The following is a 7,402-nucleotide window of genomic DNA, read 5'->3' on the forward strand; positions in this document are numbered from 1 at the left end:
ACCCCGAAAGAAAAACCCTTCCGCTCGCCGGTCGCTCGGCCGCGTTTTGCTCGCGGGAACCGCTTGCGAGTGGCGAGTGGCGAGTGCCAAGTGCCGGGTGCCGTCTACGAGTCGGTTACCTCGATCGACCAGTCGCCGTCGGCCTCGACGTCGATCCAGCAGACGCCGCCCGCGGCGTAGGACCGCATGGCGTTGAACGGCCCGTCCTGATCGACGAGCCGTTCCCAGCCGCCGTCCGCATCGACGCCGTCGACGACGAACGCGCCGTCGCCGTCGTGGGTCACGCCGAGGCTGAGGTCGTCGGCCGCCCACAGCGGGCCGGCGGTTCCGGACCCGGTTCCGGTCACCTCGAGCGGCGGACTCTCGAGGTCGTCGGCGTGGACTTCGGGCTGTTCGAGGTCGATCGACCAGTCGCCGTCGGCGTCGACCTCGAGGCGGTAGGAGCCGCCGTCGACGACCGCGAGGGACTCGCCGTCGCCGTCGGCGCGGGTCACCAGCCGCTCGCCGCCAGCGCCGTCGGCGGGGACGACCGACGCTTCGAACGATCCGTCGCCGTCGTGGGTGAACTCGCCGGTGACGAGCCCCTCGGACAGTTCGAACGTGTCGGTTTCGGTCGCCCCCGAGCCGTCGACCGAGTGGCGCTCGCCGGCTTCGAAGACGACGCCGTCGGGTCGCGTCGCGGCACCGTCCGGCTCCTGCTGTTCGACGGCGTCAAATCCGTCGACGAGATCCGAGGGCGTGATCACGTCCAGTCCCCGGTGCTCGAGGTGATCGAGCAGGTGGACGAAGTCGTCGAGAGTCATCACTTCGCCGTCGGGGTCGTCCTCGTCGACGATCGGCGGAATCCGGATGACGGTGAGCTGTCGGTACTGATCGCAGAGGTTGATGTGGCGGCGAACGCCGTTGTGGAGCGCGGGGCCCCAGATCACCGGCGTCATGTGCGGCCCGGTCGGCGGCGCGCCGACCGGACAGCTCCCGAAGAGGAATCCCGTTTCGTAGTAGTCCCGGACGACCTCGTGGGTCGTCGACGTCATCCGCCGCCAGGAGGGCGCGAAGAAGTGCCTCGAGCCGTCCTCGAAGCCGCGATCCGCCAGCGTATCGCGAGCGCTCGCGGCGACCGTTCGCTGGCGGTCCTCGGGCTGGTCGGTAAGATTCGACTCACTTCGGGGGTACGCACAGACGTCCCAGCCGCGATCCCGGAGGTCGCGCAGTTCGTCGAATCCCATCCGGCTTCCGCCGCCGACTCGTCCCGGATCGACCGGAACCGCGCCGGCCCAGCCCCGCTCCTCGAGCAAGTCCGCGGCGATGTCGTAGTGGGAGTCGTGGCCGTCGTAGAACGCGAGGATCGCCTTGCCGTTGTCGACCGCCTCTGTTCGGCGGAGGTCGTCGACCAGGATCCGCGGCGACTCCTCCTCGGGGCCGACGGCGATCACGTTGATTCGAGTGACGTTCGTCAGGTCTGGCTCGTTCGTCACGTCCGGACCGCCCGACGGTTTGTGCTCGTAGCCACAATCCAGGCGGAACCAGCCGTCGTACTCGTTCGGGAGTTGCCGAACGGTCGTCAGCCGGTTGTCGCGGTCGGGAGCGATGAACTCGACGACGATCCGCGTCGCCGATTCCGGCTTGACGGCGAGCGAGGTGTCCCATCCCTCGAGGTCGAGTCCCCTTGGGAACGAGATGCTCATCTCGGCCTCGGCGTCGTCGTTCTCGAGTCTGGCGGCCTGGGATCCGGTTCGCGCCTCGTCCGGCGCGGGCTCGACCTGTCCCTTCGGTGTGAACCACTCGTCGAGGTCCTCGAAGTTCGAGATGACGTCACCGTCGTGTATAGCGGGCCACGCAGCGTCGCCGTCGGTCGAACCGTCGGCGTCGACGTACGACTCGTCGTCGTCGCCGTTCCCGCCGTCGTCGTCGTCGGAGCTGCGTTCGAAACAACCGGCGAGCGCACCCGATCCCGCGGTCGCGGCGAGCGCGGCGAGCGCGCGTCGCCGAGAGAGATGCTGTTCCATAGTCAGCGTTCGATCGGCGACCGACGTGCTTAGTGATAGGTCCGTTAATCGAGATTCGGCGACGCGAGGACCTGACCGGTCAGTTTCCGACCGCCGCGTGAGGGCGCGACGAGAGTGTTTATGGAGGTGTTAGCCGCCGTTGCAGAAGCGAAACGATCGCGAAAGTCGGTTGCAGTCGACGCTCGAGGGACCCTCGAGGGGATACCCCGTCGTCGACCGGACGGCCGTTTGTTCGGATATTAATAATCACCCTCCCGGCGCAACGGTGAGCCAACGAAATGACAGGCAACGCTGCGAAAGCACGGACGGAGTCGGGTGAGGGGCGAAACCGGATGGACGCCCTGCTCATCGGGATCGACGCCGGCTGTCTCTCGGTGTTCGATCGACTGTCTGACGAGGACGTGATCCCCAACCTGCGGGCGCTGCTGGATGCGGGCGTTTCCGCGCCCCTCGAGTCCCAGATCCCGCCGTGGACGCCGAGCGCGTGGCCGTCGATGTTTACCGGCGTCAACCCCGGAAAACACGGCGTCTACGGTTTCACCGGTTTCGACGGCTACGACTTCCACGTCGTGAAAGGCGAGGACGTACGCGCACACCGGATCTGGACGCTACTCGACCGCCACGACCGCTCGAGCGTCGTCGTGAACGTCCCCGTCACGCACCCGCCGGACGAAATCGACGGGGCGATCGTTCCCGGCTTTATCGGCCCGGAGGATCCGCCCTGCCAGCCCGAGGGGATTCTCGACGACGTCCGCGACGAGATCGGCGACTACCGCGTTTACCCGAACTACGCGCGCGGAGACGACTCGCTGACCGACGCCGAGAAGATCGAGGAGTATTGCCGGCTCGTCGAGATGCGCGGCGAGGCGTTCCAGTATCTAAGCGGGCGCTTCGAACCGGACTTCGGCTTCCTTCAGTTCCAGAAGACCGACACCGTTTTCCACGAGTTCGACGGCGAGTGGGAGAAGGTCAAACAGGTGTACGCCGCGACCGACGAACAGATCGGCGAGGTTCTCGAGGCCTGTAACCCGAAGCAGGTGTTCGTCGCGAGCGACCACGGGATGGGGCGCTACGAGAAACCCGAGTTCCGCGTCAACGCCTTCCTGGAGGACGCCGGCTACCTCGAGACCACGCTGGGCGGGAAGGGGATGCCGACGTGGAACCTGATGCGGGACGACCTCCGGAGCGGCGAGCAGGCAGACGAGTGGGAGCCGAGCGCGAGCGAACGACTCGCGGCGAAGCTGGCGAGCGTCGGCATTACGACCCACCGAATCGGCGTCGTCCTGGAACGGCTCGGCCTCGCGGAGTTCGCGAAGGCCCACGCCCCAGACGGCGTCGTCCGAACCGGAAACGAACAGGTCGACTTCCCGAATTCGAAGGCGTACGTCCGCGCACGGACCGAACTCGGCGTTCGAATGAACGTCGAGGGCCGGGATCCCGAAGGCGTCGTCCCCGAAGACGAGTACGACGACGTTCGGGCGGCGCTCATCGCGGACCTCGAGTCGGTGACCGCCCCCGACGGCGAACCCGTCTTCGAGACCGTCGCGCCGCGGGAGGAGTACTTCGAAGGACCGTACGCAGACGACGCGGTCGATATCGTCACGATTCCGAACGACTTCCAGCACTTCCTCTCGGCGGAGCCCGCGGACGAGTACTTCGCCGAGACGACCGAACCCTGGAACCACAAACTCGAGGGTATCTTCGCCGCGAGCGGCGAAGGCCTCGACGCCTCGGAGCCCCTCGAGAGCGCACACCTCTACGACGTGGCGCCGACGATCCTCTCCGCGCTCGGCGTGCCCTACAGCGACCGTATGGACGGACGAGTGCTGCCGATCGTCGAGGCGACCGAGCCGACGACCTATCCGGACTACGCGGCGTCCGACCGGGATACCGTCGACGCCGGGGTCGAGGATCGGCTCGCGGACCTCGGCTACGTCGAGTGAGTCGATCGGACGAATCGTCCCCCGAATACACGACTACTCTTCCAACATATGACATACACCCTATCGTTCAAACCGGCGATCGACCTGTACGGCCAGCACGACCCGAGCGCGGCGTTGTTCGACGACGGCGAACTCCGATTCGCGATCGAAGAGGAGCGGCTGACGCGAGACAAGCACGCGGTCGATACCTTCCCCGAGCGGGCGATCCGCGCCTGCCTCGAGTACGAGGGGATCGAACTCGCCGACGTCGAGAAGATCGTCCTGCCGTACGATCCGAAGCTCCGCTCGAAGATCGCCGGTCACTACCTGAAAAACACCACACAGCTCGACAGCCACCTGAGTAAGGTAACCCACCTGAAAAACGTCGCCAGAGACCAGGTGTTCGGTCGGTTCGCGCCGAACCGGATCGTCGAGGGTCGACTCGAGGAGATCGGAACGCCGGTGCCGCCGATCGAGAACCGCTCGCACCACGAGTGTCACGCCGTCAGCGCGTTCCACCCGTCGCCGTTCGACGAGGCGCTCGTGTTGACCATCGACGCCAAAGGCGAGTACGACTCGACCGTCGTCTGGCACGCCACCCCCGACGGACTCGAGCGCGTCCGGACGTACGACCACCCCAACAGCTGGGGGTTGTTCTACGCCGCCATCACGAACTACGTCGGCTACCGGATGTTCAACGGCGAGGGGAAGGTGATGGGGCTCGCCCCCTACGGCGAGGAAAATCCCAACATCGAGCGTCGCCTCCGGAGCGTCGTCGACACCGGCGTCGACTACGACGTGACCGAACTGACCGGGCGCTGGGGGACCGAACACGGCGTCGAGACGCTCGAGGAGCTGTTCGGCCGGCCGGCTTCGAAGACGACCGACGAGTTCGACCAGTTCGAGAAGGACCTCGCGTACGCCGCCCAGCGACTGCTCGAGGAGTCGATCTCGGCGCTGGTCGACGAGTACGTCGACCGTCTCGACACGAGCAACGTCTGTTTGGCCGGTGGCGTCGTGCTCAACTGCAAGCTCAACAAGCAGGTTGCGGAGCGTCCCGGCGTCGACGACGTCTACATCCAGCCGGTCGCCCACGACGCCGGCCTCGCGCTCGGCGGCGGCTGGATCGACCACCGGCCGACCGAGATCGAGCAGATGACGGACGCCTACTGGGGCCCCGCCTACGAGACCGACGAGATCCGCGAGCTGCTCGAGACGAACAAGATCGAGTACGCCGAACCCGACGACCTCGAGCGGCGGGTCGCCGAACTGATCGCGGACGGCGCGCTCGTCGGCTGGTTCCAGGGCCGAATGGAACTCGGCCCGCGAGCGCTCGGCAACCGGAGCATCCTCGCCGATCCGCGGACCGAGGCCTCCCGGGATCGGGTCAATCGGTTCGTCAAACACCGCGAGGGGTGGCGGCCGTTCGCGCCGTCGATGATCGAATCGGCCGCCGACGAGTTCCTCGAGAACGCCCGGCCCAGCCCGTTCATGATCAACACGTTCGACGTGAAACCCGACCGCAGCGACGACCTCGCCGCGGTGGTCCACCCCGCCGACGACACCACGCGGGCCCAGACGGTTCGGAAGGACCAGAACCCCCGCTACTACCGTTTGCTTCGCGAGTTCGAGGACGTGACCGGCGTTCCCGTGCTCCTCAACACCTCGTTCAACGACCACGCCGAGCCGATCGTCCGGACGCCGACCGAGGCCCTGAAGGACTTCTACGGGATGGGACTCGACGTCCTCGTCCTCGAGGATATCGTCGTGACCAAGCGAGCCTCGGACTACGATCTGGGCGCGAGCGAGGCCGAAGTGGAACTGCAGCGAGAGACGCCGGCCGCGGACGTCTGAATCGATCGGTCCCGGTTCCGATGTGCTGACTGTTAACTCGCTGGCGAACGCAACGGACGGTATGACGCGCGTCGCGCTTATCGCACACGACGAGACGAAGCCGGACCTGATCGACTTCGCCCGAGAACACGAGTCCCAGCTGTCGGAGTACGAACTCGTCGCCACGGGTACGACCGGGAAACGGCTGCAAGAGGACGTCGGCCTCGAGGTCGACCGCAAGCAGTCGGGGCCGCTCGGCGGCGACCTCCAGATCGGCGCCGAGGTCGCCGACGACCGGCTCGACGGGATCGTCTTCCTCCGGGACCCGCTTCGGGCCCAGCCCCACGAGCCCGACATCTCCGCGCTGTTGCGGATCTGCGACGTCCACGACACCGCGCTGGCGACGAACCTCGCGTCCGCGACGTTTCTGATCGAGGGGCTGGCGGAGTAGTTCTCGTTTCTGCGGAACCAGCAGGCACAACAGGTATCGGCAGCGTAGCCTGTCACTACTATTGCTAGCCGAGTTCGTCGTTTCACCCATGGTCCGAGTGAGAACCAGTCGTCGATGCGCATCCCGTTCTGATCACCAGACACGATGTCGTTAGGCGGGATCGCACTCGCGACCGACTTCGCGCTGTTGATCGTCGCCGCGGCAATTCTGAGCTACGCGGCCAGGCTGACGAAACAGCCGACGATCGTCGCGTACGTGCTGACCGGCGTCGTCGTCGGTCCGATCGGGCTCGGGATCGTCACCGAGGACCAGTTGATCGAGGTCGTCGCCGAACTCGGCCTCGGCTTCCTGCTGTTCCTGCTCGGCATCGAGATGCGCTTCGACGACATCCGGGAGATCGCCCGCCCCGTCGGAGCGATCGCGTTCGGACAGGCGATTCTGCAGGCGGTCGCCTCGACGGCCGTCGCCTTGCTGCTCGGCTTTACGCTCTTCCAGTCGCTGATGATCGCGCTCGCGACGACGTTCGGCGCGACGCCGATCATCGTCAAGGTCCTCGGCGACAAGGAGGACCTGAAGGCCCTGTACGGCAAGGTCGACGTTGGCATCCTCATCTTTCAGGACATCTACCTCGTGATGGCGCTTGCCATCCTCGCGGTCGGCACCGTCGACGACGTCGGCGAGATCGCGTTCAGCATCGGCCGCGTGCTCGCGTTGATGGGCGCGATCGGCGTCGCCGCCTACCTCGCCAGCCAGTACCTCCTCCCCGCGCTGTTGCGAGCCAGCGCCCGGAACAAGAGCACCCTCTTTACCGTCGGCATCGCCTGGGCCTTTCTCTTTATTTTCGCCGCCGAAACGCTCGAGCTCTCCGTCGAGATCGGCGCCTTCCTCGCGGGGCTCGCGCTGGCACAGCTCCCCTACAGCACGGAGCTCAAGGAGCGAATGCGCCCGGCGACGAACTTCTTCATCGCCGTCTTCTTCGCGAGCATCGCCCTCCAGATGGAGCGCGACCAGCTGCTCGCTTACTGGCAGGAGGCCGTCGCCGCCTCGTTCTTGCTGGTCGTCATCAACTTCTGTATCGTCTTCGGGCTGTTCTACAGCCAGCGCTTCGATATCGAGACTTCCTTTCTCGGGACGATCTCGATGCTGCAGGTCAGCGAGTTCTCGATCGTCCTCCTGTCTCTTATACACAT

General features: G+C 66.1%; 5 protein-coding genes (1 of these 5 cut by a window edge). 4 read left to right on the forward strand and 1 reads right to left on the reverse strand.

The genetic code is table 11. From position 1 onward, the window contains the following. Nucleotides 1-104: 104 nt before the first annotated feature. Nucleotides 105-2,006 (reverse strand): polysaccharide deacetylase family protein, encoded by a 1,902-nt coding sequence (locus tag C493_RS08740; RefSeq protein WP_007259066.1) that lies wholly within the window; start codon nucleotides 2,004-2,006, stop codon nucleotides 105-107. A gap of 278 nt (nucleotides 2,007-2,284) precedes the next feature. Here C493_RS08740 and C493_RS08745 point away from each other — a divergent pair, with 278 nt between their 5' ends. The 4 genes from C493_RS08745 to C493_RS23800 all read left to right on the forward strand — a co-directional run. Then, nucleotides 2,285-3,949, forward strand: coding sequence for an alkaline phosphatase family protein (locus C493_RS08745; protein ID WP_049889236.1), 1,665 nt, complete (start codon nucleotides 2,285-2,287; stop codon nucleotides 3,947-3,949). A gap of 48 nt (nucleotides 3,950-3,997) precedes the next feature. Beyond that, the gene (locus tag C493_RS08750; protein ID WP_007259068.1) at nucleotides 3,998-5,782 is read left to right on the forward strand and encodes a carbamoyltransferase family protein; all 1,785 of its coding nucleotides are present in this window, start codon (nucleotides 3,998-4,000) and stop codon (nucleotides 5,780-5,782) included. Nucleotides 5,783-5,843: 61 nt separating this feature from the next. Then, a complete protein-coding gene (locus C493_RS08755; RefSeq protein WP_049889255.1) occupies nucleotides 5,844-6,212 on the forward strand; it encodes a methylglyoxal synthase in 369 nt (122 codons plus the stop codon). A 144-nt stretch (nucleotides 6,213-6,356) separates the two neighbouring features. Then, nucleotides 6,357-7,402: the 5' portion of a cation:proton antiporter gene (locus C493_RS23800; protein WP_241430890.1), read on the forward strand. The gene runs 55 nt beyond the window's last position; only the first 1,046 of its 1,101 coding nucleotides appear in the window; its start codon is at nucleotides 6,357-6,359; its stop codon lies off the right edge, out of view.

This window comes from Natronolimnohabitans innermongolicus JCM 12255 (assembly GCF_000337215.1).
Classification (GTDB): Archaea; Halobacteriota; Halobacteria; order Halobacteriales; family Natrialbaceae; genus Natronolimnohabitans; species Natronolimnohabitans innermongolicus.

What these genes read in the sequence shown, in the direction of transcription:
- C493_RS08740 (WP_007259066.1), bottom strand. Translation starts at nt 2,006, where the DNA reads ATGGAACAGCATCTCTCTCGGCGACGCGCGCTCGCCGCGCTCGCCGCG.
- C493_RS08750 (WP_007259068.1), top strand. Translation starts at nt 3,998, where the DNA reads ATGACATACACCCTATCGTTCAAACCGGCGATCGACCTGTACGGCCAG.
- C493_RS08755 (WP_049889255.1), top strand. Translation starts at nt 5,844, where the DNA reads ATGACGCGCGTCGCGCTTATCGCACACGACGAGACGAAGCCGGACCTG.
- C493_RS08745 (WP_049889236.1), top strand. Translation starts at nt 2,285, where the DNA reads ATGACAGGCAACGCTGCGAAAGCACGGACGGAGTCGGGTGAGGGGCGA.